The 24,440-nt window shown below is 68.2% G+C and carries 24 protein-coding genes; 16 read left to right on the top strand and 8 right to left on the bottom strand.

The genetic code is table 11. The features are described 5' to 3' along the window. Positions 1-11 precede the first annotated feature (11 nt). The 4 genes from PGB34_RS08180 (at position 12) to PGB34_RS08165 (ending at position 4,732) form a co-directional block, all read left to right on the top strand. Positions 12-944 (top strand): electron transfer flavoprotein subunit alpha/FixB family protein, encoded by a 933-nt coding sequence (locus tag PGB34_RS08180; RefSeq protein ID WP_271427563.1) that lies wholly within the window; start codon positions 12-14, stop codon positions 942-944. 120 nt (positions 945-1,064) lie between these two features. Then, on the top strand, positions 1,065-2,855 hold the full coding sequence (locus tag PGB34_RS08175) for an acyl-CoA dehydrogenase (protein WP_271427562.1): 1,791 nt from the start codon (positions 1,065-1,067) through the stop codon (positions 2,853-2,855). A gap of 174 nt (positions 2,856-3,029) precedes the next feature. Beyond that, a complete protein-coding gene (locus PGB34_RS08170; RefSeq protein WP_271427561.1) occupies positions 3,030-3,992 on the top strand; it encodes an NAD(P)H-dependent flavin oxidoreductase in 963 nt (320 codons plus the stop codon). A 92-nt stretch (positions 3,993-4,084) separates the two neighbouring features. Then, positions 4,085-4,732 (top strand): phosphatase PAP2 family protein, encoded by a 648-nt coding sequence (locus PGB34_RS08165; protein ID WP_271427560.1) that lies wholly within the window; start codon positions 4,085-4,087, stop codon positions 4,730-4,732. A gap of 261 nt (positions 4,733-4,993) precedes the next feature. Here PGB34_RS08165 and PGB34_RS08160 read toward each other — a convergent pair whose 3' ends face one another. After that, positions 4,994-5,971: a pseudouridine synthase gene (locus PGB34_RS08160; RefSeq protein ID WP_271427559.1), complete on the bottom strand. Its 978-nt coding sequence runs from the start codon at positions 5,969-5,971 to the stop codon at positions 4,994-4,996. A gap of 217 nt (positions 5,972-6,188) precedes the next feature. Between PGB34_RS08160 and PGB34_RS08155 the strand changes: the two genes are divergently transcribed. From PGB34_RS08155 to PGB34_RS08130, 6 genes are all read left to right on the top strand, one after another. Continuing rightward, complete coding sequence (locus tag PGB34_RS08155) at positions 6,189-6,857, top strand: GntR family transcriptional regulator (RefSeq protein WP_271427558.1); 669 nt, start codon at positions 6,189-6,191, stop codon at positions 6,855-6,857. Positions 6,858-6,915: 58 nt separating this feature from the next. Continuing rightward, a complete protein-coding gene (locus PGB34_RS08150; RefSeq protein ID WP_271427557.1) occupies positions 6,916-8,403 on the top strand; it encodes a malonyl-CoA decarboxylase in 1,488 nt (495 codons plus the stop codon). A 103-nt stretch (positions 8,404-8,506) separates the two neighbouring features. Beyond that, the gene (locus PGB34_RS08145) at positions 8,507-9,505 is read left to right on the top strand and encodes a Bug family tripartite tricarboxylate transporter substrate binding protein (RefSeq protein WP_271427556.1); all 999 of its coding nucleotides are present in this window, start codon (positions 8,507-8,509) and stop codon (positions 9,503-9,505) included. Positions 9,506-9,764: 259 nt separating this feature from the next. After that, on the top strand, positions 9,765-11,315 hold the full coding sequence (locus tag PGB34_RS08140; protein WP_271427555.1) for a malonate--CoA ligase: 1,551 nt from the start codon (positions 9,765-9,767) through the stop codon (positions 11,313-11,315). 83 nt (positions 11,316-11,398) lie between these two features. Next, positions 11,399-12,634 (top strand): NAD(P)/FAD-dependent oxidoreductase, encoded by a 1,236-nt coding sequence (locus PGB34_RS08135; protein ID WP_271427554.1) that lies wholly within the window; start codon positions 11,399-11,401, stop codon positions 12,632-12,634. A 43-nt stretch (positions 12,635-12,677) separates the two neighbouring features. Continuing rightward, on the top strand, positions 12,678-13,907 hold the full coding sequence (locus tag PGB34_RS08130; protein ID WP_271427553.1) for a DUF418 domain-containing protein: 1,230 nt from the start codon (positions 12,678-12,680) through the stop codon (positions 13,905-13,907). 60 nt (positions 13,908-13,967) lie between these two features. Here the strand turns inward: PGB34_RS08130 and PGB34_RS08125 are convergent, their stop codons facing one another. Beyond that, positions 13,968-14,393 (bottom strand): universal stress protein, encoded by a 426-nt coding sequence (locus tag PGB34_RS08125; RefSeq protein ID WP_271427552.1) that lies wholly within the window; start codon positions 14,391-14,393, stop codon positions 13,968-13,970. 491 nt (positions 14,394-14,884) lie between these two features. On the opposite strand from PGB34_RS08125, the gene PGB34_RS08120 reads away from it, so the two are divergent. Next, positions 14,885-15,238, top strand: coding sequence for an H-NS histone family protein (locus PGB34_RS08120; RefSeq protein ID WP_271427551.1), 354 nt, complete (start codon positions 14,885-14,887; stop codon positions 15,236-15,238). 109 nt (positions 15,239-15,347) lie between these two features. On the opposite strand, the gene PGB34_RS08115 is transcribed toward PGB34_RS08120, so the two are convergent. Continuing rightward, on the bottom strand, positions 15,348-16,334 hold the full coding sequence (locus tag PGB34_RS08115; RefSeq protein ID WP_271427687.1) for an NADPH:quinone oxidoreductase family protein: 987 nt from the start codon (positions 16,332-16,334) through the stop codon (positions 15,348-15,350). A 168-nt stretch (positions 16,335-16,502) separates the two neighbouring features. On the opposite strand from PGB34_RS08115, the gene surE reads away from it, so the two are divergent. From surE to rlmD, 4 genes are all read left to right on the top strand, one after another. Next, complete coding sequence (gene surE / locus PGB34_RS08110; protein ID WP_271427550.1) at positions 16,503-17,276, top strand: 5'/3'-nucleotidase SurE; 774 nt, start codon at positions 16,503-16,505, stop codon at positions 17,274-17,276. A 19-nt stretch (positions 17,277-17,295) separates the two neighbouring features. Next, positions 17,296-18,096: a protein-L-isoaspartate(D-aspartate) O-methyltransferase gene (locus tag PGB34_RS08105; protein WP_408647850.1), complete on the top strand. Its 801-nt coding sequence runs from the start codon at positions 17,296-17,298 to the stop codon at positions 18,094-18,096. 13 nt (positions 18,097-18,109) lie between these two features. After that, positions 18,110-18,976 carry a peptidoglycan DD-metalloendopeptidase family protein gene (locus PGB34_RS08100; RefSeq protein ID WP_271427549.1) on the top strand — a complete coding sequence of 289 codons (867 nt, stop codon included), beginning with the start codon at positions 18,110-18,112 and terminating at the stop codon, positions 18,974-18,976. A 113-nt stretch (positions 18,977-19,089) separates the two neighbouring features. Then, complete coding sequence (gene rlmD / locus PGB34_RS08095) at positions 19,090-20,538, top strand: 23S rRNA (uracil(1939)-C(5))-methyltransferase RlmD (protein ID WP_271427548.1); 1,449 nt, start codon at positions 19,090-19,092, stop codon at positions 20,536-20,538. A gap of 77 nt (positions 20,539-20,615) precedes the next feature. Here rlmD and PGB34_RS08090 read toward each other — a convergent pair whose 3' ends face one another. Beyond that, positions 20,616-21,317, bottom strand: a complete 702-nt coding sequence (locus PGB34_RS08090) for a Bax inhibitor-1/YccA family protein (RefSeq protein WP_271427547.1) — start codon at positions 21,315-21,317, stop codon at positions 20,616-20,618. Positions 21,318-21,533: 216 nt separating this feature from the next. Here PGB34_RS08090 and PGB34_RS08085 point away from each other — a divergent pair, with 216 nt between their 5' ends. Beyond that, positions 21,534-21,941, top strand: a complete 408-nt coding sequence (locus tag PGB34_RS08085) for a GlcG/HbpS family heme-binding protein (RefSeq protein ID WP_271427546.1) — start codon at positions 21,534-21,536, stop codon at positions 21,939-21,941. A gap of 291 nt (positions 21,942-22,232) precedes the next feature. On the opposite strand, the gene hemP is transcribed toward PGB34_RS08085, so the two are convergent. The 4 genes from hemP to PGB34_RS08065 all read right to left on the bottom strand — a co-directional run bounded on the left by hemP (position 22,233) and on the right by PGB34_RS08065 (position 24,429). Beyond that, positions 22,233-22,442: a hemin uptake protein HemP gene (gene hemP / locus PGB34_RS08080; protein ID WP_271427545.1), complete on the bottom strand. Its 210-nt coding sequence runs from the start codon at positions 22,440-22,442 to the stop codon at positions 22,233-22,235. A gap of 103 nt (positions 22,443-22,545) precedes the next feature. Continuing rightward, positions 22,546-22,965: an ExbD/TolR family protein gene (locus PGB34_RS08075; RefSeq protein ID WP_271427544.1), complete on the bottom strand. Its 420-nt coding sequence runs from the start codon at positions 22,963-22,965 to the stop codon at positions 22,546-22,548. 4 nt (positions 22,966-22,969) lie between these two features. Then, positions 22,970-23,683, bottom strand: coding sequence for a MotA/TolQ/ExbB proton channel family protein (locus PGB34_RS08070; RefSeq protein WP_271427543.1), 714 nt, complete (start codon positions 23,681-23,683; stop codon positions 22,970-22,972). 29 nt (positions 23,684-23,712) lie between these two features. Beyond that, positions 23,713-24,429 (bottom strand): energy transducer TonB, encoded by a 717-nt coding sequence (locus PGB34_RS08065; protein WP_271427542.1) that lies wholly within the window; start codon positions 24,427-24,429, stop codon positions 23,713-23,715. Between the last annotated feature and the right edge of the window lie 11 nt (positions 24,430-24,440).

Genomic DNA, 24,440 nt, shown 5'->3' with positions numbered 1-24,440 from the left:
GGAACACAGACATGACCGCACTCGTCATTGCCGAACACGACAACCAGTCGATCAAGCCCGCCACCCTCAACACCGTCACGGCCGCAGCGGCCGCCGGTGGCGACGTCCACGTGCTCGTGGCCGGCCAGAACGCGGCTGAGGCCGCCAAGGCCGCCGCGCAGATCGCGGGCGTGGCCAAGGTGATCCATGCCGACGGCGCCAGCCTGGCCGACGGCCTGGCCGAGAACGTCGCAGCCCAGGTGCTCGCCATCGCTGGCGACTACAGCCACCTCCTGTTCCCGGCCACCGCCAGCGGCAAGAACGTGGCCCCGCGCGTGGCCGCCAAGCTCGATGTGGCGCAGATCAGCGACATCACCAAGGTGGTCTCTGCCGACACCTTCGAGCGCCCGATCTACGCCGGCAACGCCATCGCCACCGTGCAATCGGCAGATGCCAAGAAGGTCATCACCGTGCGCACCACGGGTTTTGATGCCGCAGCCGCCACCGGTGGCAGCGCCGCCGTCGAAACCCGGGACGCCGTGGCCGACAGCGGCAAGAGCGCCTTCGTGGGCCGTGAGGTGAGCAAGAGCGACCGCCCCGAGCTGACGGCCGCCAAGATCATCGTCTCGGGCGGCCGCGCGCTGGGCAGCAGCGAGAAGTTCAACGAAGTGATGACCCCGCTGGCCGACAAGCTGGGCGCGGCCATCGGCGCCAGCCGTGCGGCGGTGGATGCGGGCTACGCCCCCAACGACCTGCAGGTGGGCCAGACGGGCAAGATCGTGGCGCCGCAGCTGTACATCGCAGCCGGCATCTCGGGTGCGATCCAGCATCTGGCCGGCATGAAGGACTCCAAGGTGATCGTGGCGATCAACAAGGACCCGGAAGCGCCGATCTTCAGCGTGGCCGACTATGGCCTGGAGGCGGACCTGTTCACGGCCGTGCCGGAGCTGGTCGGCAAGCTCTGACGCCACTGCGGGTTGGCAGGCACTGCTGACTGACCCCGCACAGGGCATCGCGCGCGATGCCCTTTTTTCCGCCCATTCACGCATCCCCGGCGCCGCCGCCGCCCCTCAAGAAAGACGCCCATGAGCTACACCGCCCCCCTTAAGGACCTGCTGTTCAACATCGAGCACCTGGCGCGCATCGAAGAGATCGCGAAGCTGCCCGGCTTTGAGGAGGCCGGCCTGGACACGGCCCAGGCCGTGCTGGAGGAATGCGCGAAGTTCACGCAGGACGTGGTGGCGCCGCTGAATGTGGAGGGCGACCGCAATCCCTCGTCCTTCAAGGCCGGTGTGGTCACGACCACGCCCGGCTTCAAGGACGCCTTCGCGCAGTACGCCGCGGGCGGTTGGCAGGGCCTGCAGCACCCGGCCGACTTCGGCGGCCAGGGCCTGCCCAAGACCATCGGTGCGGCCTGCGTGGAAATGCTCAACAGCGCGAACCTGAGCTTCGCGCTGTGCCCACTGCTGACCGACGGCGCCATCGAGGCGCTGCTCACGGCCGGCTCCGATGCGCTCAAGGCAACCTTCCTCGAGAAGCTGGTCAGCGGCGAGTGGACCGGCACCATGAACCTGACCGAGCCCCAGGCCGGCAGCGATCTGGCCCTGGTGCGCAGCCGCGCGGAACCGCAGCCCGATGGCAGCTACAAGGTCTTCGGCACCAAGATCTTCATCACCTATGGCGAGCACGACATGGCGGACAACATCGTCCACCTCGTGCTGGCCCGCGTGGCCGGTGCGCCCGAAGGCGTCAAGGGCATCAGCCTGTTCGTCTGCCCGAAGTTCCTCGTGAACGAGGACGGCAGCCCCGGCGCGCGCAACGACGTGCATTGCGTGTCCATCGAGCACAAGATGGGCATCAAGGCCAGCCCCACCGCCGTGCTGCAGTACGGCGACCACGGCGGCGCCGTGGGCTACCTGGTCGGCGAGGAGAACCGCGGCCTGGAGTACATGTTCATCATGATGAACGCCGCCCGCTATGCCGTGGGCGTGCAGGGCATTGCGGTGGCCGAGCGCGCCTACCAGCAGGCTGTGGCCTATGCGCGCGAGCGCGTGCAGAGCCGTCCGGTCGATGGCTCGGTGGCCGGCAGCGCGGCCATCATCCACCACCCCGACGTGCGGCGCATGCTGATGACCATGCGCGCCAATGTCGAGGGCTGCCGCGCCATGGCGGCCGTGGCCGCCGCAGCCTACGACGCCGCGCACCAGCACCCCGATGCCGATGCGCGCCAGCAGAACCAGGCTTTCTATGAATTCCTGGTGCCGCTGGTCAAGGGCTACAGCACCGAGATGAGCCTGGAAGTGACCAGCCTGGGCGTGCAGGTGCACGGCGGCATGGGCTTCATCGAGGAAACCGGCGCGGCCCAGCATTACCGCGATGCCAAGATCCTGACCATCTACGAAGGCACCACGGCCATCCAGGCCAACGACTTGGTGGGCCGCAAGACCGCGCGCGACGGCGGCCAGACGGCCAAGGCCATCGCGGCCCAGGTGCAGAAGACCGAGGCCGATCTGCTGGCCGAAGGCAGCGCAGACGCCAAGGCCGTGGCCCAGCGGCTGAGCGCCGCGCGCGAGGCCTTCGTCGACGTGGTGAACTTCATGGCCAGCCAGAGCAGGGCCGCGCCCAACGCGGTGTACGCGGGCAGCGTGCCCTACCTGATGCTGGCGGGCAACCTGGTGGCCGGCTGGCAGCTGGGGCGTTCGCTGCTGGTGGCGAGCGAGCTGGCCGCCAAGGGCCAGGATGTGGCCTTCATGCAGGCCAAGATCGCCACGGCGCGCTTCTATGCCGAGCACATCCTGTCGAAGGCGCCAGGCGCGCGCGACGCGATCGTGGAAGGCGCAGACAGCGTCACGGCGCTGGCGCTCGACGCTTTCTGACCTTCTGAGTCTTCGGGCCCGGCTGCAGGCGCCCATGACAGGCGCTTAACGCAAGACGCGCGAGAGTGGCCGAGCAACACTGGGGTGTCCTTGCGCGTGCGTCGTGACCATTTCGCTTCTGCGCCGGGCCGCCCGATTCCGCTTTCGTTTCCAGTTCCTCATCAAGGAGACCGCATGTCCAAGCTGCCCGGCGCACTGGCCAACCTGCCCCTGCCCATCATCGGCTCGCCGCTGTTCATCATCAGCACGCCCAAGCTCGTCATTGCCCAGTGCAAGGCCGGCGTGGTGGGGTCGATGCCCGCGCTGAACGCCCGCCCAGCCTCGCAGCTGGAGGACTGGCTGGCCGAGATCACCGAGGAACTGGCCGCCCACAACAAGGCCAACCCCGACCGGCCCGCCGCGCCCTTCGCCATCAACCAGATCGTGCACAAGAGCAATGACCGGCTCGACCACGACATGGAGATGATCGTGAAGTACAAGGCGCCGATCGTCATCACCTCGCTGGGCGCGCGCACCGACGTCAACGACGCCGTGCACAGCTACGGCGGCGTCACGCTGCACGACATCATCAGCAACACCTTTGCCAAGAAGGCCGTCGAGAAGGGCGCCGACGGCCTGATCGCCGTGGCGGCGGGCGCGGGCGGCCATGCGGGGGTGAAGAGCCCGTTCGCGCTGGTGCAGGAGATCCGCCAGTGGTTCGACGGTCCGCTGGCGCTGTCGGGCTCCATCGCCACGGGGGCCGGCGTGCTGGCTGCCCAGGCCATGGGCGCCGACTTCGCCTACATCGGCACCGCCTTCATCGCCACCGAGGAGGCGCGCGCCAGCGACGCCTACAAGGAGGCCATCGTGGCCGGCGACTCCGACGACATCGTCTACAGCAACCTGTTCACGGGCGTGCACGGCAACTACCTGGCGCCCAGCATCCTGGCTGCGGGCATGGACCCGGCCAACCTGCCCGAGGGCGACCTCAAGACCATGAACTTCTCCACCGCCGCGGGCGACAAGGTCAAGGCCTGGAAGGACATCTGGGGCTCGGGCCAGGGCATCGGCGCCATCACCGAAGTGGCCAGCGCCGCCGCCTACGTGGAAAAGCTCAAGGCCGAGTACGCCGCCGCGCGTCGCCGGCTGGCGCTCTGAGCGGCGGTCGCCATCCGAGCGCAGCCCAGGCACCCCTGGCGCTGTCACGCCTTGCCATCAGGCTGTGATCGGCTGCGGTTATAAGCTGCGGCGTGAGCTTCCTGACTTTCTTCGCGTCCTGGTCCGCCGAGGCGGCCGACGCCCATGAAGACCTCTTCCTGGTCCTGAATCCCGACCCCGAGACGGGCGGGAGCGCGCCTGCGCTGGTGGTGCTGGCGCGCCTGGCTTCCAGCGTGCTGCCCGAGGTGGTGGTGGCCCTCATGCTGCTGGGGCTGCTGCTGGGGCCGCGCGTGCGCGTGCAGCGCCATCGGCTGCTGATCGTGCTGGCCGCCATGGGGCTTGCCTGGCTGGCCGCGCGGGCGCTGCAGTCGCTGTGGCCGCAGCCCCGGCCCTTTGTGGTGGGCCTGGGCACGCCCTGGCTGGCGCATCCTGCCTCGCCCAGCTTTCCCAGCATGCATTCCACCGTGGCCTGGGCCTGGGCCGCGTCGCTGGTCCTGTGGCGCAAGCCCTGGGTGACGGCGCTGGCCGTGATCACGGCGGCCCTCATCGCCTGGAGCCGCGTGGGCCTGGGCGTTCATTTCCCCATCGACGTGACCGTGGGCGCGATGCTGGGCATCTGCGCGGCGCTGTTCACGCACATGTGCTTCTCGCCGCTGCGGCTGCGCTGGATGCAATGCGTGGGCCGGCGCACCGTGCGCCGGCAGCGCACGCGCTGGCTGGGCGCCCAGCGCGTGCTCTAGGGCCTGTTCACGCTATTTCAGGGGATCGCGTTGTGCCGGGAAGGGGCTGGATGCAAGGCGCCCGCGCTTGCAAGGCTGGAGCCTTGCAAGCGCGGGCAACGCCGCAGACGGCCCCTACCCGGCGCAACCCGAAGGGAAGCTCATCGCAGCCCGCCCCTCGGCGTTGCGCTCCTTGTGCGTGCATACGCACGCACGGCGTCGCGCGCCTTGATGGACGGGCTGGGATGAGCTTCGCGACCCCTGAAATAGCGTTAACAGGCCCTAGACAGGCAAGGACAAACGGCGCTGGCTGGTGAAGCAGCGCTCGGCGCCCGTGACCGGGTCGGTGAAGCGGATTTCCTGCGCAAGAAGCTGCAAGGGTTGTGCGAAATCGTCAGCGCCTTCGGCGCGCAGTTCGGGATAGATGCCATCGCCCAGGATGGGCACGCCCAGGGCACAGCAATGGGCGCGCAACTGGTGCTTGCGGCCCGTGTGCGGGCGCAGCGCCAGATGCGCGAAATGCCCGTGCTCGGCCAGCACTTCGATGGCCGTTTCGCTGTTGGCTTCGCCGGGTGTTTCCTCGGAGCGCATGAAGACCGATTCGAGGCGGCTGCGGTAGACCGCGGGCAGCGGCCGTGGGGGCGGCCAGTGCACCAGCGCTTCGTAGCGCTTGGCCACCGCGCGCTGTTCGAACAGGCGCTGGTAGGCTCCGCGCGTGGCGGGCTGGATGGCGAAGACCACCAGCCCGGCGGTCTCGCGGTCGATGCGGTGGATGGGCACCAGCGCGTCCAGCCCCAGCTGCTTCTTCAGCCGCACCAGCAGCGTCTCGCGCACGTAGCGGCCCGAAGGAATGACCGGCAGGAAATGCGGCTTGTCGGCCACCACCAGCCAGTCGTCCTGGAACAGCACGGGCGCCTCGCCCGCCACCACGGGTTCGTGCGGCAGTTCGCGGTAGTACCAGACGCGCAGGTCCTTGGCATAGGGCCGCTCCGGGGTCACCTGCCGGCCCTGCGCATCCATGACGCGGCCGCAGCGCATGCGGGCGACCCAGTCCTCGCGCGGCACCAGCGAAAAGCGTTCGCAGAAGAAGTCCAGCACCGTGGCCCAGGGGCCCGGGGGCAGGGCGACACAGCTGGGGCTGAGCCCCTCGAGCGTGGGCAGCGGGCAGGGCGTGCGTGCGCGGCGCTGGCTGCCGGAGCTGCGGGGCGCGCGCGGTGGCCGCGATGCAGCGCTTGGAGGGGAGGGCGGGCTTGCGGCCATGCGGGGCGGCGTTGGCGGACGGACGGTCTGGATGTTGGAGTCGGACTGTAGCCGCCACCAGGGGTTTGCCCGCGGCCGGCGGCCTTGTCCGCTCGCGCGTACGGGTTCAGAATTACGCGTAATTACAGCCAGCCTCAGGAGGCCCCGGGCGCTTCTGGCTGGCGGTTGCCGCAGCCGCACAGGCAGGGCAGCCGCCGCGCGCAGCGCCCCACGTTCCATGCGAGTGGTGTCCACTTCCCTGCACGAAGACGTGGCCGAGCGCCTGCGCGCGCTGATCTTCGAAGGCGTGCTGCCGCCGGGCGCCTTCGTGGACGAGCCCGCGCTGTGCGCGCAACTGGCGATCTCGCGCACGCCGCTGCGCGAGGCGCTCAAGGTGCTCACGGCCGAAGGCCTGCTGCGGCACGAACCGCGGCGCGGCTGCTTCGTGGCCGAGATCACGGCCAAGGACCTGGACGACATCTTCCCCGTCATCGCGCTGCTGGAGGGCCGCTGTGCCTTCGAGGCCGCGCTCAACGCCAGCGAGGCCGAGCTGCAGGCGCTCGAGGCCGTGCACGAGCGGCTGGCACGCCACGCGCGTGCGCGCCGCATCCAGGCCTACTACGACACCAATTACCTGATCCACGAAGCCATCATCCGGCTGGCCGACAACCGCTGGCTGGCGCAGGTGATTGCCGATCTGCGCAAGATCCTGCGGCTGGCGCGCCTGCAGTCGCTGCAGGTGCCGGGCCGCATGGAGCAGAGCCTGTCGGAGCATCTGGCCGTGTTCGCGGCCCTGAAGGCGCGCGACGCAGAAGGCGCCGAAGCCGCGATGCGCACCCACCTGCACCGCCAGCGCGAGGCGCTGCGCGTGCTGGCGGTGCAGGAAAAGGCCAGGCGCATCGGATAAAAGCCACAGCCACACGGGCCCCGCGTCGGCGGCCCAGGCATGCACAGGAGAGTCAGGCATGACTGCCAACGATTGGATCCAGCGCGGCGTTTCGCTGCTGCGCGCAGGCACCGCCGATGAGAAGGCGGCTGCCGAGCTGCCGGCCGCACCGCCCAGGCCGGCCGCCGACGCGCGCCCGCCGCGCACCCTGACCGAGCGCATGGCCGCCACGCTGCGCCGCCATGGCGAGGCCCTGGCGCCGCGCGCGCTGCGCAAGGCGCTCGAGGACATGCAGGCCGTGATCGACCCGCGCCTGAGCGAGGTGGAGGGCGGGCGCCGCGCGCTGGCGCTGGCCCAGTGGTATGAAACGCTGCAGCCCGACGAGCACCGCGACCTGTGGCTGCTCATGTGCGAGTGCCTGGCGCCCGATGCGCGCAAGCTGCAGGCCGCGCGCGAGCAGTTCGAGGCCGCGCAGCCGGGCTCGCCCGACTATGCGCAGGCCGAAGTCAAGCTGCGCAAGGCGCTGCTGTCGCCGCGCGCGCGGTTGCTGCAGCGCTTTTCCATGGCGCCCGATGGCATGCGCTTCCTGATCGAGTTGCGCGCCGCATTGCTGCCGGAAGTGAAGAAGGACCGGCGCCTGCTGGTGCTCGACGCCGAGCTGGAGCAGCTTTTTTCCACCTGGTTCGACGTGGCCTTCCTGGAGCTGCAGCGCATCAGCTGGGATTCGCCGGCCTCGCTGATCGAGAAGCTGATCCAGTACGAGGCCGTGCACGACATCAAGAGCTGGTCCGACGTGAAGAACCGGCTCGATGAGCGCGACCGCCGCTGCTATGGCTTTTTCCATCCGCGCCTGCCCGGCGTGCCGCTGATCTTCGTGGAAGTGGCACTGACCGGCGCGGTGAGCGACAGCATCACGCCGCTGCTGGACGAACAGGCCAGCGCCGATGCGCGCAAGGCCGACACGGCGATCTTCTATTCCATCAGCAACACCCAGACCGGCCTGCGTGGCGTGAGCTTCGGCGATTCGCTGATCAAGCGCGTGGTGCAGACGCTGACCGAGGAATTCCCGCGGCTCAAGACCTTCGCCACGCTCTCGCCCATTCCGGGCCTGCGCAACTGGCTGACGCGCGAGGCTCCGGCGCTGCTACAGCGACTGCCCGAGCGCCAGCAGCAGGCCCTGGGCCGCCTGCTGGGCGCGATGCCGCCCGCACCCGCGCAACTGCTGGCTGCGCTGGAGGAGGCGCCGTCGCTGGCGCCGCAGTCGCCGCTGCGCCAGTGGCTGCTGCAGGCGGCGGCCGAATACCTGGGCCGCGGCCTGCGTGACGGCCAGCCGCTGGATGCCGTGGCGCGCTTCCATCTGGGCAACGGTGCGCGCGTGGAGCGGCTGAACTGGGCTGCCGACCCCTCGGCCAAGGGGCTGCGGCAGTCCTGGGGCCTGATGGTCAACTACGTGTATGACCTCAAGCGGCTGGACAAGCACCGCGCCTGGCTGGCACAAGGCAGGATTCCGGTGTCGGGCGAGCTGGAGGGGCTGTTCCTCAAGGCGGCGCCCCAGGCGCCCGCCTGAGCCGGCCGGCGCGACGCGCCGCAGCAACGACGAAGACGGGCCGTTCCAACCATAAGGCGCCGCCGCGGCCCCGGCGCCAGGCAACAAGCAGGAGACAACAGCAATGACCCATGGAATGCAAAGGCGCGACATGCTGCGCCTGACGGCCGCCGGTGCGGGCCTTTACATGCTTGCCGGCGGCAGTGCCCGGGCGCAGGCCGGGGGCTGGCCCACGCGGCCCGTGAACCTGGTGGTGCCCTTCCCGGCCGGCGGCGGCACCGACGCCTTCGCGCGTCCGCTGGCGGCGCAGTTCTCCAAGATCACGGGCCAGACCCTGGTGATCGACAACCGGGGCGGCGCCGGTGGCACGGTGGGCGCCAGCATCGCCGCCAAGGCCGCCCCCGACGGCTACAACCTGTTCATGGGCGCCGTCCACCATGCCATCGCGCCCGCCGTCTACCCCAAGCTGGACTACGACATCGAAAAGGACTTCGTGCCCGTCATGCTGCTGGCCAACGTGCCGCAGGTGGTGGTGGTCAATCCCAAGCGCGTGACGCAGAACACCCTCCAGGAGTTCGTGGCGCACGTCAAGCGCAACCCCGGCAAGCTCAACTACGCGTCGGCCGGGGCCGGCACCTCGCACCACCTGGCCGGCGAGCTGTTCAAGCTGCAGACCGGCACCTTCATCACCCACATCCCCTACCGCGGTGCCGGGCCGATGCTGCAGGACCTGATCGCCGGCAATGTGGACTGCGGTTTCGATGGGCTGGGCTCATCGGCCCAGCACATCAAGGCCGGGCGCATCAAGGCGCTGATGGTGGCCGGCAGCAAGCGCAACCCGGCCTTCCCCGACGTGCCCTGCGCCGCCGAGGTGGGCCTGCCCGACTACACCGTGACCACCTGGTACGGGCTGTGGGCGCCCAAGGGCACGCCGGCCGAGGCGCTGGGCCAGATCACCGAGCAGATGCGCAAGGCGCTGGCGGCCGATGAGCTGCGCGCCATCTGGGCCAACAACGGCTCCGAAATCCCGAGCGTGAGCGGCGCGGCCTATGGCCAGTTCGTGCATGCGGAGGTCCAGCGCTGGGCGGGGGTGGTGAAGGCCTCCGGCGCAAAATTGGAGTGACACCTCCCAGGCCGCTTCGCGGCTCCCCCCTCTCCTTCGGGAGGGGGACGCACCCAGAGGCCCGGCAAAGCCGGTTCCTCGGGTGCCCAGAGGACTTCGCTGCGTTCGTCATCTTGGGGCGAGGGTGGGGAGTTCGGGGGCTCGGCCATGTTTTTCTGGACAGAATGACGGGCTTGCATGAAGCTGTCACGCTGACCGGCCGGCGCGAGGAGGCGCCAGGCGCGGTTGTCTTTCCTTACCGCCTACAACTATGTCTGCCATGAGCAAGCCAGCCAACGCCAATCTCTTTGCCCACCTGCGCGCCGCCTTCCCGCATGACCTGGACGCCATCGCCGTGGAAACGGACGACCGGCTGCACTATTCGTGGCGCGACCTGGAGCGCGCCAGCGCCATGATCGCCAACTTGCTGGGCGCCCTGAAGCTCAAGGCCGGCGCGCGCGTGGCCGTGCAGGTTGAAAAGTCGGTCGAGGCCATGCTGCTGTACCTGGCCACCCTGCGGGCCGGCTACGTGTTCCTGCCGCTGAACACCGCCTACCAGAGCGCCGAGATCGAGTACTTCATCGCCAACGCCGAACCCGAGGTGGTGGTCTGCAGCAGCGCCAATGCCCCCTGGGTGGGGCCCATTGCGCAGAAGGCCGGCACGCGCCACGTGTTCACGCTCGACGACGACCGCAGCGGCACGCTGCTGGAGCTGGCGGCCCAGTGCAGCGACGAGCATGCGGTGGTGCAGAGAAAGCCCGAAGACCTCGCGGCCATCCTCTACACCAGCGGAACCACGGGGCGCAGCAAGGGCGCGATGCTCACGCACCGCAACCTGCTGTCCAACGCCGAAGTGCTCAAGGACTACTGGGGCTGGGCCCAGGGCGACGTGCTGCTGCATGCGCTGCCCATCTTCCACGTGCACGGCCTGTTCGTGGCCATCCACGGCGCGCTGCTCAATGGCAGCAAGATGATCTGGTTCAGCAGGTTCGACCCCAAGCGCGTGGTGGCGCGCCTGCCCGACGCCACCGTCTTCATGGGCGTGCCCACGCTCTACGTGCGCATGCTGGCCGAGCCGCTTCTGGGCCAGCGCCAGTGCGAGGACATGCGCCTGTTCATCGCGGGCTCGGCCCCGCTGCTGATCGAGACCTTCCAGGAGTGGCAGCAGCGCACCGGCCACACCATCCTGGAGCGCTACGGCATGAGCGAAACCATCATGCTGACCTCCAACCCCTACACCTCGGTGCAGGGCGCGCGGCGTGGCGGCACGGTGGGCTTCCCGCTGCCCGGCGTGAGCCTGCGCGTGCGCGCCTATGACGAGCACGGCGAGCCGCGCGAATGCCCGGTGGACGAGATCGGCAACATCGAGGTCAGCGGCCCCAATGTCTTCGCCGGCTACTGGCGCATGCCCGAGAAGACCAAAGAGGAGTTCACCGCCGACGGCTACTTCAAGACCGGCGACGTGGGCAAGATCGACGGCCTGGGCTACGTCACCATCGTGGGCCGCAGCAAGGACCTGATCATCAGCGGCGGCTACAACGTCTACCCGGCCGAGATCGAGGGCTACATCAACGAGATGCCCGGCGTGGCCGAGAGCGCGCTGGTGGGCGTGCCGCACCCGGATTTCGGCGAAGTGGGCGTGGCGGTGGTGGTGCCCAAGGCCGGCGCCTCGCTGGCGGCCGATGCCATCGTGGCCGAGCTGAAGGGCAAGCTGGCCAACTTCAAGATTCCCAAGCGCTGCTACGTGGTCGACGAGCTGCCGCGCAACACCATGGGCAAGGTGCAGAAGGCGCTGCTGCGCGAGCAGCACAAGGGGCTGTTTGGGGCCTGAGCGCGCAAAGGGGCTGGCTTGGGCCCATGCGTTTCTCACGCCTGCAGGCAATGCAGAAGCACACGGTTCGAGCCGCAAGCGCCATGAGTTCAGAAATCCTCGTCCTGGGCGCCGGCATGGTCGGCGTCAGCACCGCACTGGCCCTGCGCCAGCGCGGGCATCACGTCACCTTGGTGGACCGCAAGGCGCCCGGCCAGGAAACCTCCTATGGCAATGCCGGCCTGATCCAGCGCGAGGCAGTGCAGCCCTATGCCTTTCCGCGCGACTGGCGCGTGCTGGCCGACGTGGCGCTGGGCCGCGGCAATGACGTGCACTACCAGTTGCCGGCGCTGCTGGCGCTGGCGCCGCGGCTGGCGCGCTATTGGGCCAACTCGGCACCTGGCGCCTATGCGCCGTTGGCGCGCGCCTATGCGCAACTGATCGTGCATTGCCTGAGCGAGCATGCGCAGTGGGTGGCGCAGGCCGGCGCGGATGACCTGGTCGAGCGCAAGGGCTGGGTGCGCGGCTTTCTCACGCCGGCCGCTTTCGAGGCCGCCAGCGTGCAAGCGCGCCAAACCGCGCAAGAACATCAGCTGGGCTGCACGCTGCTGGATGGCGCCGCACTTGCGCGCTTGATGCCCGCGCTGCGCGGCCCGCTGGCCGGCGGCATCCACTGGACCGACCCCTGGGCCGTGAGCGACCCCGGCGGCCTGGTGGCCCGCTATGCCGCGCTGCTGGGCCGCATGGGCGGCGAAACCGTGCGTGCCGAAGTCCGCAAGCTGCAGCCGCAGGGCGCGCATTGGCAGGTGCAGACCGATGCGGGCCCGCTGCAGGCGCAGCATGTGGTGCTGGCCCTGGGCCCCTGGGCCGACGGCGCCACGCGCGCGCTGGGCTACCGCCTGCCGCTGTTTGTCAAGCGCGGCTACCACCGGCACTATGTCGTGCAGCAGCCGCTGCCGATGCCGCTGCTGCTGACCGAGCCCGGCTTCATGCTGGCGCCCATGACGCGCGGCCTGCGCATCACCACCGGCGCCGAGTTCGCGCCGCACGAGGCCCCGGCCTCGCCGGTCCAGTTGGCCCAGGCCGAGCGCGTCGCGCGCGGCCTGCTGGAACTGGGCGAGGCCGTGGAGCCCCAGCCCTGGCTGGGTGCGCGCCCCTGCACGGTGGACATGAACCCCGTCATCGGCGCCGCGCCGCGCCACCCCGGGCTGTGGTTCAACTTCGGCCACGGCCACCAGGGCTTCACGCTGGGGCCGGCCAGCGGCCGTCTGCTGGCCGAGCTGATCAGCGGCGAGGCGCCGTACATCGACCCCAAGCCCTACTCGCCGCAACGCTTCTGAGTGGCGCACGGGCCGGCCACGCGCGGTCTATAGACTGTGGCGCATGGCATTTGAAACGGGCAGCAGCAGTCGCAACACCATCACTGAAGCGCAGCACCGCCTGGCGCAGGTGGACGGCCTTCGGGGCTTTGCGCTGCTGGGCATCCTGGTGGTCAACAGCCAGGTGATGGCCTCGCCCTACTACGCACAGGCCGTGGCCGATCCGGCCTTCTCGTCGCCCACGGATCTGGCCGTGCGCTGGCTGGTGGCCCTGGTCTTCGAGACCAAGTTCTACCTGTTGTTTTCCTTCCTGTTCGGCTACAGCTTCACCTTGCAGCGCGCCGCCGCCGATCGCCAGCAGGCGGCCTTCGTGCCGCGCTGGCTGCGCCGGCTGGCGGGCCTGGCCTTGCTGGGGCTGGCGCATGCGCTTCTGTTCTATCCCGGCGACATTCTTTTGCCCTATGCGCTGCTGGGCCTGCTGCTGCTGGGCTGGCGCCATCTGAGGCCCGAACGCGCGCTGCGCCGCGCGGGCTGGGTTCTGGGCCTGCTCGCCGTGCCCTGGCTGCTGCTGAGCGTGCTCTCGCTCATGCAACCGTGGGCTGGCGCCGACTTCAGTGTCTACGAGGCGCAGGCCCAAGTGGCCATCGCTTCCTATCGCGGCGACGTGGCCAGCACCGTGATGCAGAACCTGCGCGACTGGCGCGGCAGCGTGTGGTGGCAGCTGATGCTGGTGCAGGGGCCTTTCGTGGTGGTCATGTTCCTGGTCGGCCACGCGCTGGGCACGCGCCAGGCGCTGGCGCAGCCCTGGCAGCAGCCGGGCCGGCTGCGGCGCTGGGCGCTGATGGGGCTGCTGCCGGGCCTGACGGGCGCCGTGCTCTACGCCAACAGCGGCCAGCCTGCGGCCGACCCGGGCTGGCGGCTGATGGGATTTGCGGCGGGGCTGCTGACATCGCCGGGCCTGTCGCTGGCCTATGCCTGTGCCTTCCTGCTGGCCTGGCGCACGCGCACCGGCCAGCGCGTGGGCGCCTGGCTGGTGCCGGCCGGGCGCATGGCATTGAGCAACTACCTGATGCAGTCGCTGGTCTGCGCCTTCATCTTCACGGGCTGGGGCTTGGGCCTGAGCGCCGCGCTGCCGCCGCTGGCCGTGCTCGGCATCGCCGTGGGCCTGTATGCGCTGCAGCTGCCGCTGTCGGCCTGGTGGCTGCGCCGGCATCTGCATGGGCCGGTGGAGTGGGGGCTGCGCGCGTTGACGCTGGGTCGCTGGCCCGCCTGGCGGCACACGCCTGCGGTTTGAGTGCAGCAACAAAAAAGCCAGGCACTTCGGCCTGGCTTGGCGGGTTCAGCGGCTGCTTGCTTATTGCACCAGCAGCACGCTCATCCCGGCATCGGCGATCACGTTGGTGGCCACCGAGCCCATGAGGGCGCGGCCCAGCGTGCCGTGGCCGCGCGTGCCCATCACGATCAGGCCGGCGTTCACTTCCTTGGCGGCCGCCACGATCTCGGCCGCCGCGCTGCCGTGGCGTGACTGGATGCTGTAGTTGCTCACGCCCAGCTCGCTCAGCTGGGCCTTGACCGGCTCGAGCACCTTGGCGCTCTCGTCGCTGTAGTACTCGTTGAGCAATTCCTTGCTGATGTGGCGGCTGGCATGAGGCGGAATGGCTGCGCACACATTGACCAGAACCAGTTCATTGCCCTCCACGAACTGGGCCCGGTGCGCGACCAGGTAATCGAGGGCCTTGCGGGTGTAGGCGCTGCCATCCACGGCGACGACGATCTTCATGATTCAGGACTCCTTAAAAACACGGAAGGGCTGGCCGGGACACGCCCGAGCCAGGGAACATCGCAGCGCTGTTGTTCTTGGAGCTGCCTCGTTCGCGGGCAGGCTTGGTTTTTCTGGCCTTGCCAGGAAATTCTAGGCGCGCGCGGGCCCTGCACGATGTCGGCCGCGGGCGCGCGCGAAGTGCGGCGCGCCGGCCTGACCGCCGACCAGCGCCGGCGCGTGCGGGGATTTGCGGGACCACCGATCTGGCGCCCTGGGTCGTTTTTTCGCCCACGGCTTCGTCGGCAATTGCAGATGCCGCATGGAGCCGCCAAATCAGAAATCGCGCCCACGGCGCCACAGCAAAATCAGCCCGCCTCGCGTGCGGATTAGGCGCCATGCCTCAAAAAAAGGCGGCATGCCGGTGGAAAAAGCACTGCGCCTTGCTTTTCAGCGCCTGATTTCATCCACTAGAATCCGCGCATTCCAGATTTTCTTGAAAGGCCACAGAAATGACCGCCACCCTCGCGGAAATCAATTCCCAGATCCAGGCACACGACGACAAGATCGCCGAATTGCGCCGTCAGGCCGAGCAACTGCGCAATCAGGAACGCGCAGGCGTGATCGAGGAACTGCGCCGCAAGATCGCCGAATACGGCATCACCGCCAGCGATTTGCGCCTGACGGCGCGCGGCCCGGGCAAGCGCAGCGTCAGCGCATCTCCCTCGAAGCCCGCAGCACCTGCGGCCGCCAAATACCGCAGCCCCACGGGTGAAACCTGGTCTGGTGGCCGTGGCCGCAAGCCGCGCTGGGTGGTGGAAGCGCTGGCAGCCGGCAAGTCGCTGGAAGAATTCGAAATTCAGTGATCTTTGGAGGCGCCTGCATGGCCGCAGCCATGCAAGGGCGTCATCCAGATGAAAAAAAGCCCGCGCATGCGGGCTTTTTTTGTGCGCGCGAACGCCGCGCGAGAACCGATCAGTTGGTCAGCACCAGCTTGCCCATCACGCCGCGCGAGCCCATGTGCGCGTAGGCGGCCTTGAGTTCAGACATGGGCATGGTGCGATCGATCACGGGCTTGATCTTGCCCTGGCCGTACCACTGTGCCAATTCGGCCATCATGGCTGCGTTGGCCTGTGGCTCGCGCTTGGAGAAATCGCCCCAGAAAACGCCGACGAGCGATGCGCCTTTGAGCAGCGCCAGATTGAGCGGCAACGAGGGAATCGGGCCGGAGGCGAAACCCACGACCAGATAACGGCCGCGCCAGGCAATGGAGCGGAAGGCGGGCTCGGCGAATTCGCCGCCCACCGGGTCGTAAATGACATCCGGGCCGCGCCCGCCCGTGGCCTGCTTGATCGCTTCGCGCAATGCCGGGCCGGGTTTGTGTTCGCTGTAATTGATGGTGCTGTCGGCGCCCAGCGATTCACACAGCGCGCATTTTTCTGGCGACGACGCTGCTGCAATCACCTTGGCACCGGCGGCCTTGGCGATCTGGATCGCGGCCGTGCCCACGCCGCCGGCTGCGCCCAGCACCAGCACCGTTTCGCCAGCCTTCAATTGCGCGCGGTCCATCAGCGCATGCCAGGACGTCGCATAGATCATGATGAATGCGGCTGCGTCCACATGGCCGAAACCATCGGGCAGCGGCATGCACAACGCAGCCGGCGCGATTGTGTAGGTGCCAAATCCGCCGGTGCCCGAAAGGCAGGCCACGTTTTGCCCAACCTTCAGATGCTTCACGCCTTCGCCGACAGCCTGCACCACGCCGGCATATTCCGAGCCCGGCACAAAAGGCAGCGGCGGCTTGATCTGGTATTTGTTCTGGACGATCAGGATGTCGGGGAAATTCAGGCTGGCGGCCTTGATTTCGACGAGCACTTCGCCCGGGCCGGGTTGCGGCGTGGGCAGTTCCTTCCAGGTCAGCGCGTCCACGCCAACGGGGTCTTCGCAAAGCCAAGCATGCATAGATGAGTCGTCTCTGTGTCGTTGATCGGGGTCATGATAGGAGCCGGCCCGAAGCCTCTCTTGTCTCTGGCGTGACCCCGTGGCACGCCGCTGGCAGGGCCTTGCGCCATGGCGCGTGCGATGGGCGCGCGCAGTCATGAAGAGCATCCCTAGAATCGCCGGCAGACCATGAAGATCCTCATTTCCAACGACGATGGCTATCAGGCGCCCGGCATCGTGGCGCTGCATGATGCCCTGGTGCAACTGCCCGGTGTGCAGGTTGAAGTGATCGCCCCCGAGCACAACAACAGCGCCAAATCCAATGCCCTGACGCTGTCGGCGCCGCTGTATGTGCATCGTGCGGCGCACAACGGCTTTCGCTACGTGACGGGCACCCCGGCCGACTGCGTGCACATCGCGCTCAAGGGGCTGCTGGAGTACCGGCCCGACCTGGTGGTCTCGGGCATCAACAACGGCGCCAACATGGGCGACGACACCATCTATTCAGGCACCGTGGGCGCCGCGATGGAAGCCTATCTCTTCGGCATCCCGGCCATTGCCTTCTCGCAGATCGAGAAGGGCTGGGGCCATGTGGATGCGGCGGCGCACGTGGCGCAGCGCCTGGTGCAGCGCATCCAGCGCGAGCGCATGCTCGAAGGCCCGGCCTGGCTGCTCAACGTCAACATTCCGAACCGTCCGCTCGATGCGCTCAAGCCGATCAAGGTCTGCCGCCTGGGGCGCCGCCATGCGGCCGAGAAGGTGATCACGCAGGACAGCCCGCGTGGCGAGACCATGTACTGGATCGCCAGCGCGGGCGGGGCCAAGGACAGCGGCGAGGGCACCGACTTCCACGCGACGGCCGAAGGCCACGTGGCGCTGACGCCGCTGCAGATCGACCTGACCGATCACGCGCAGTTGGGCGAGTGGCGCCAGGCCGTGGCGCGCCTGGACGCCCAGGCCTGAGCGGCGGCACGCAGCACCCATGGCACAGGCTCCCCGTCCGTCCTTTCCTGCTCGCCTGAACGTCTCGTCGACGCCCGCGGGCCCGTCCTTCGCCAAGCCCCGATCAACCGCTGCGGCCAGCGCGCAGGTGGTGCGCCCGCCGGTCAGCAGCACGCCGGCCATGGCCTCGGCCGCGGTGCGGGCACGCATGGTGCAAAAGCTCGCGGCCCAGGGCATCGCCGACGCCCGCGTGCTGCAGGCGCTGGGCACGGTCGAGCGCCACGGCTTCGTCGACAGCGCGCTGGTGAACCAGGCCTATGAAGACACCAGCCTGCCCATCGGACTGGGCCAGACCATCTCCAAGCCCAGCGTGGTGGCCCGCATGGTCGAGCTGCTGCTGGGCGCGCCGGCGCTGGTGGGCAAGCCGCAGGACAAGCTGGGCCGCGTGCTGGACATCGGCACCGGCTGCGGCTACCAGGCGGCCGTGCTCAGCCATGTGGCCAGCGAGGTCTACAGCATCGAGCGCCTGCGCGGCCTGCACGAGAAGGCGCGTGCCAATCTGCGGCCATTTAGGCTCAGCACGGTGCATCTGCTGTTCGGCGACGGGCGGCTGGGCTACCCCAAGGGCGCGCCCTATGCGGGCATCGTCGCGGCCGCCGGCGGAGAGGACATTCCGGCCACCTGGATCGAGCAACTGGCCGTCGGTGGCCGCATCGTTGCTCCGATGCAATCTGCAAATGGCGGCCAAGCGCTTGTCGTCATTGACAAAAATGCCCGAGGGACTGAACGCCGAATGCTTGAGCCGGTGCACTTCGTCCCCCTAAAATCCGGCATTGCTTGAAGGAAAGACACACATGCAGGGTTTTGAGAAGCCGCGCGCGTCCCTTTGGGGCGCCGCGCTGCTGATGTCCATGGTCATCGCCGGCTGCGCGTCCAACACCGGCCCGGCGCCCGTGGAAGACCGCGGCACCATGGGCGGTGCACCAGTCGCCACCTCGGCAGCAGGCGACATGCCTGCGCCCGTGAAGCCGCCTCCGGGCATCGAGAATCTGGGCAAGCCCGGCTACTACGAGGTGCGTCCCGGCGACACCGTGCGCAAGATCGCGCGCGACACCAGCCAGAAGTGGCAGGACATCGTGCGCTGGAACAACCTGGACGGCAACCCCGACCGCATCGAAGTCGGCCAGGTGCTGCGCGTGGTACCGCCGGTGGCCACGGCTGCGGCCCCGGCACCTGCGCCCGCCGCCGCATCGCCGGCTGCCGCGGCTGCGCCTGCACCCACCGAGGTGGCCAAACCTTCGGCACCCGTGGCCACGGCCTCCGTCGCCTCGCCCGCCTCTGCGTCGGGCGACGAGAACGTGGGCTGGATCTGGCCGGCGCAGGGCAGCCTGCTGGCGGGCTTCGACGAAGCCAAGAACAAGGGCTATGACATCGGCGGCAAGGCTGGCGATCCGGTGGTCGCGGCCGCGGACGGTCAGGTGGTCTATGCCGGCGCAGGCCTGCGCGGCTATGGCAACCTCATCATCCTCAAGCACAACAACACCTACCTCACGGCCTACGCGCACAACCGGTCGCTGCTGGTCAAGGAAGACCAGCGCGTGCGCCGTGGCCAGCAGATCGCCGAGATGGGCAACAGCGACGCCGACCGCGTGAAGCTGCACTTCGAGATCCGCCGCCAGGGCAAGCCGGTCGATCCCTCGCGCTACCTGCCTTCGCGCTGAGCGTTTCGGCGCAGGACGTCATCCACCAGCCCGCCTCCTCGGAGGCGGGTTTTTGTTTTTAGCCCGCCGCGGATGCGGGGCAGGCCGCCAGGCGGGCCGGCGAGAATCCAGCCATGACAGAGAACACCCACGAGAACAAAGACAGCGAAGAAAAGGTCGCCGCCGCCCCCAACCCCTGGCTCAAGGTCGAATCCATGGACCTGGATGCGCAGGGTGTGGCGCATCGCGAAGACGGCAAGGTTGTCTTCATCGAGGGCGCCTTGCCTTTCGAGGAGGTGCGCGTGAACGTGCACCGCAAGAAGAACAACTGGGAGCAGGGCAGCCTGCTGGCCGTGCGGCGCGAGTCCTCGCAGCGCGTGCAGCCGCGCTGCCCGCACTTCGGCCTGCATGCGGGCGCCTGCGGTGGCTGCAAGATGCAGCACCTGGACGCAGCCGCGCAGGTCGCGGTCAAGCAGCGTGCGCTGGAAGACAACCTCTGGCACCTGGGCAAGGTGCGCGCCCAGACGCTGCTGCGGCCACTGGAAGGCCCGAGCTGGCACTACCGCTATCGCGCCCGTCTGTCGGTGCGTTACGTGGCCAAGAAGGGCACGACGCTGATCGGCTTTCATGAGCGCAAGAGCCGCTATGTGGCCGACATGTCGGTGTGCCCGGTGCTGCCGGCGCGCGTGAGCGCCATGCTGGTGCCCATGCGCGCGCTGGTCGACAGCATGGACGCGCGCGAACACTGCCCGCAGATCGAGATGGCCTGCGGCGACGCCCCAGGCGAGGCGAAGCTGGGCGTGATCGCGCTGGTGCTGCGCCACCTGGTGCCGCTTGGCGACGCCGACCGCGAGCGCCTGCGCGCCTTTGCACGCGCGAACGAAGGCGTTCAATGGTGGCTGCAGCCCAAGGGGCCCGACACGGTGCACCTGATGGACGAGGAGGGCGCCACCCAACTGGCCTATGAGCTGCCCGACTTCGACGTGCGCATGCCCTTCAAGCCGACGGACTTCACGCAGGTCAATCCGCACATCAACCGGGTGCTGGTCTCGCGCGCGCTGCGCCTGCTGGACGTGCAGCGCCACGAACGCGTGATCGACTGGTTCTGCGGCCTGGGCAACTTCACCTTGCCGCTGGCCACGCAGGCGCGCGAGGTGCTGGGCATCGAGGGCAGCGACACGCTGGTGCAGCGTGCCCATCAGAACCTGGACGCCAACCGCAAGGCGGCCAGCCGCCGGCCCTGGGCGCCGACGCAGTTCGTGGCCCGCAACCTTTTCGAGATGACGCCGGAGATGCTGGTGGCGGACGGCGTGGCTGAACGCTGGCTGGTGGACCCACCGCGCGAAGGGGCCTTTGCGCTGGTCAAGGCGCTGGCAGACCTGCACCAGCAGCCCGAACTGCGCCCGGCCGGTTGGACGCCGCCGCGCCGCATCGTCTACGTGAGCTGCAACCCCTCCACCCTGGCGCGCGACGCCGGCCTGCTGGTGCATCAGGCGGGTTACCAGTGCACCCATGCGGGCATGGTCAACATGTTTCCGCACACGGCGCACGTGGAATCGATGGCGGTGTTCGATCTGCTTTGATGTTCAGCGGTGCGCGCAAAGAAAAAAGGGGCCTCGCGGCCCCTTTCTCTTGGGTCTCCCAGGCTGCGCCTGGAGGACTATTCGCGCTCTCCGCCGAAGATGCCCAGGAGGGCCAGCAGGCTCTGGAACACGTTGTAGATGTCCAGGTACAGCGCCAGCGTGGCGCTGATGTAGTTGGTCTCGCCGCCATCGAGGATCTGCTTGATGTCGTAGAGCATATAGGCCGAGAAGATGCCGATGGCCGCCACCGAGATGGCCAGCATGCCGGCCGTGGAGCCCACGAACATGTTGATGATGGCGCCGAAGAACAGCACCAGCACCCCCACGAACAGGAACTTGCCCATGCCGGACAGGTCACGCTTGATCACGGTGGCCAGCGAGGCCATCACGAAGAAGACCGCTGCCGTGCCGCCGAAGGCCGTCATGACCAGCTCGGAGCCGTTCTTGAAGCCCAGCACCATCGCGATGAGGCGCGAGAGCATCAGGCCCATGAAGAAGGTGAAGGCCAGCAGCACCGGCACGCCGGCGGCCGAGTTCTTGGTCTTGTTGATGGCGAACATGAAGGCGAACGCGCCGCCCAGGAAGACCACCAGGCCCAGGCCGCCGCCCAGCGAGCGCGTGATGCCCGTGGCCACGCCGATCCAGGCGCCCAGCACGGTGGGGATCATGCTCAGTGCGAGCAGCCAATAGGTGTTGCGCAGGACGCGATGGCGCTCTGCCTGGGTCAGCGTCTGGCCATACGCGGCAGGCGTGTCGAAGGTATTGACGCGATCATTCATGGTCCCAAGCTCCTCTTGTTTGCTTTGCTGCGAGATGCAGGTGGGCCGATTCTAGAAGCCGGCCCGGCGCTGCGGCCCTCAATTCCTATGGCGTGAAGTCCCTTTGCCCGGTCGGTTCTTTGCCCTTTGCGTACCTGGCGGTGAAGACTGATTGAACTTTTGGCGCTGCAGCCGCGCGCTATGCTTGAGCGTTTTTTTGCAACCAGCGATCAGATCATGAAAACCAAGCACTACCTCGAACTCGACGACGTCAAGCAGATCGCCGCTGCAGCCGAGGCCGAAGCCCTGAAGAACCAATGGGCCGTGAGCATCGCCATCACCGACGACGCGGGCCACCTGCTGTGGTTCCAGCGCCTGAACGGCGCCCCGGCCATTTCCTCGCACATCGCGCCGGCCAAGGCACACACGGCGGCCGTGGGCCGCCGCGAGACCAAGGGCTATGAAGACGTCATCAACAACGGCCGCACCGCCTTCCTCACGGCGCCGCTGGTCAAGGGCATGCTCGAAGGCGGGGTGCCGATCGTCAAGGACGGCGAAGTCATCGGTGCCGTGGGCGTGAGCGGCGTGAAGTCCAACGAGGACGCCCAGATCGCCAAGGCCGGCATCGCAGCCTTGGGCCTGTAAGGCGCCCGGCAGCGTCCGCGCTGCGCATACAAAACAAAAAGAGAGGCCCGCTGCGCCAAGGTGCAGCGGGCCTTTTCTTTTCTTTGTCAGCCCTGCGCGGGGCGCAAAGCAAAACAGCCGGCTCGAAGGCCGGCTGTCGCATCGGGAAAATGTTTCAGCGTGGAAAAAAGGGCTTGGCTGGGGCTACAAGCATTGGCTAGCCAAAAACGACCCTTGGAGAGTGGTCTCCTTGAGTCGCCCCACGATGAAACTTGCTGGTTCGCGAAAGAAGGGGCTGATCGCGCGTTCGGATTACTTGGTCAGGATCAGCTTGCCGAGTTTGGTGGCCTGCAGGCGATAGAGCGAACCGTTGTGCATGATGCCGATCGTCTTCTGGCCTTGCAGCAGCTCGGCGCTCTGAACCAGATGGGACGGATGGGCTGCCACAGGGACGCTGCCGCCACCGGCCTGGTCCAGCGACGGGTGGCTCAGGACTTGGAAGGCATTGGGCATCGCTTGCATCGGTTGGTTCCTTTCGAAATCGATGAGCGAATGATAATGATTCGCAATAGAAAAGCAATCGGGGCGATGAAGTTTTTTTCTATCGCCCCGCCGCCCTGACCGCTCAGTTTGTATCGGGCTCGGTGATGAAGCCGATCTTGCGAACGCCGGCCAGCTGCGCGGCGGCCATGGCCTGGGCCACGCGTTCGTAGCGCACGGCCTTGTCGCCGCGGATGTGCAGCTCGGGCTGCGGGTCCTTGGCGGCCTCGGCCTGCAGCAGGGTGGCCAGCTGCGCGTCCTCGATCTTTTCGTTGTTCCACCAGTAGCTGCCGTCGGCGGCCACGCTGAACTGGATGGTCTGCGGCGGCGTCTGCTCCTGCTCGTTGGTGGCGCGCGGGAGGTCGATGTTCACGGCGTGCTTCATCACCGGGATGGTGATGATGAACACGATCAGCAGCACCAGCATCACGTCGATCAGCGGGATCATGTTGATCTCGCTCATCACGTCATCGCCGCCGTCGCTGTTCATGGATCCGAAAGCCATGGTGTCAGCCCTTCTTGAGTGCGACCACCGTGGAGTCGCCGCTGCCCTGCACGCGCGCGCCGGTCACGAAGTAGGCGTGCAGGTCGTGGGCGAAGCTGTTGAGCTTGCCCAGCACGAACTTGTTGCCGCGCACCAGCGCGTTGTAGCCCAGCACGGCCGGGATGGCCACGGCCAGGCCCAGGGCCGTCATGATCAGCGCTTCGCCGATGGGGCCGGCCACCTTGTCGATGGTGGCGTTGCCGGCCGAGCCGATGGCCATCAGCGCGTGGTAGATGCCCCACACGGTGCCGAACAGGCCGATGAAGGGGGCGGTGGAGCCCACCGAAGCCAGCACCGCCAGGCCGCTTTGCAGGCGCGCGGTGAATTCGTCGATGGCGTTGCGCAGGCTGCGCGTGACCCAGTCGCTGACGTCCAGCGCATCATGCAGGTGGGCCTTGGTGTTGCGGTGGTGGGCGGTGGCTTCGCGGCCTTCCAGGGCCAGCACGCGGAAGGGGTTGGCGTCGTCCTCGCCCAGCTTCTTCAGGCCGGTGGCGAAGTCCTCGCTGTGCCAGAAATCGCCCGAGCGGCGAACGTGGCGCTTGTAGCGCATGATGTCGAAGGCCTTGATCAGGATGACGATCCAGGACACCAGGGACATGCCCAGCAGGATGAGGGCCACCCCGCGGATGACCCAGTCACCCTGGGTCCACACGTGCATCAGGCCGAATTGCGAATCCATAAATACTCCAGCAAAGAAACTTGAACTGATCAGTTCAGGACGAAATTGAAAGGCGCGCGCAGGCGGTAGACCGTCTGGGCGTTGCCGCCCAGGCGGAAAGGCGTGACCTGCGAACTCAGCGCCGCGGCGCGCGCGGCCTGGTCCAGGCGTTCGTAGCCGCTGGACTTGGAGATCTCGGCGCGCTTGGCCATGCCCTGCGCGTCGTAGTACACGTCGATGATGACGGTGCCGGTCTCGCCCAGGCGGCGGCTCATGGCGGGGTAGACGACGCGCGGCTCGCGCACGTACTGGGTCTGGCCCTGGGTCACCTCGATCAGCGCGGGCGCGGGCGGGGCGGGCGGAGCAGGGGGCGGCGGCACGGGGGCCGGCGGCGCGGGCGGGGCCGGCGGGGCTTCCACCACCACGGGGGCGGGCGGCGGCGGCTCGACCTGGCCCACAGGGGCCCGGGGTGCCGGCGTGGGCACGGGCTCGCGCACGGCACGCGGCTTCGGCGGCGGCTTGGGCGGCTCCTTCTTGGGTGGTGCGGGCGGAGCCGGTGGCGGGGGAGGCGGCGGCGCCGGCTTGGGCGGCGCCACGATCTGCGCCATGATCTCCACGGGAATCACCACTTCCGCCGCCCGGCGGATCAGGCCCGACTGCAGGGCCCACAAGGCGGCCACGTGAAAGAGGATCACGCCGCCAGCGATGACGGTCGTGCGCGACAGGCCCAGCGGGCCGCTGGGGGGTGAGGAAAAGCGGCTAGACACGTTCCACCAAA

It is taken from the genome of Xenophilus arseniciresistens (assembly GCF_028023875.1).
Taxonomy (GTDB): domain Bacteria; phylum Pseudomonadota; class Gammaproteobacteria; order Burkholderiales; family Burkholderiaceae_C; genus Xenophilus; species Xenophilus arseniciresistens.
Note: the sequence above shows the minus strand (reverse complement) of the source record. Positions and strands in the feature narration are given on the sequence as shown.